The organism is Mesorhizobium sp. M7A.F.Ca.CA.004.06.1.1, from assembly GCF_003999135.1.
Taxonomy (GTDB): Bacteria; Pseudomonadota; Alphaproteobacteria; order Rhizobiales; family Rhizobiaceae; genus Mesorhizobium.
The window spans coordinates 1-691 of record NZ_RZPQ01001338.1; the positions used below are offsets into that span (position 1 = coordinate 1).

1 protein-coding gene is annotated in these 691 nt (G+C 58.8%); it reads right to left on the reverse strand.

All coding sequences use genetic code 11. From position 1 onward, the window contains the following. Positions 1-365: 365 nt before the first annotated feature. On the reverse strand, positions 366-691 hold a 326-nt coding region (locus EN906_RS36185; RefSeq protein WP_206529292.1), incomplete at its 5' end, for a DUF2182 domain-containing protein.

Here is a 691-nt window from a genome sequence, read left to right on the forward strand (position 1 = left end):
GCCCATTCCCGAAACCCCGCATCGTAACCGACGCGCCGCCTCCCATTCACAAATGTCATCGAAGGCGATAATTCCTGTGAGGTCAAGGGAAATGACCGAAACCCAAAGAGTTTGAAAACCGATTGCCGCAAATGCCCGATTTACAGACAAACACGCCCGCGATTTAGCCAGCAGGGCTAATAAAGGCGGCAAATCTCATGCAACGCCAACGCGGGGCCAATACGGGCCGCGGCAGCGAAATCCATCCCGGGCAATAGCTCGTCGTTGTTGACCTCCCCGTGCGACGAACTACCAGGTCCCAAGATTGTCATCTGACAATTTACTGACGGCTGCATACCAATACAGACCGCCGACGAAGACTGTTCTCAAAGGGCTTGAAAGACGATCCAGATCCCGATGGCGGCCATCAACGCGCCTGAAACGCGCGGAATCAGCTGCCCGGTCGGCACCGTCTTCTCCAGCAGAACAAGGATGGCGATGCCGGCGATCCACAGCACGTTCATGACGCCACCGACGAACAACAGAGCCATCAGCGCCCAGCAGCACCCCAGGCAATAGGCGCCGTGATCGATGCCCAGCCGAAGCGCGCCGAGCGGAGCGGAACGGAATCCGCCACGGCTGGCCAGGAACGCGATCGGCGCCTGACATTGGCGCAGGCAGATGCCCTTCATCGGCGTCCATTGATAGAGAC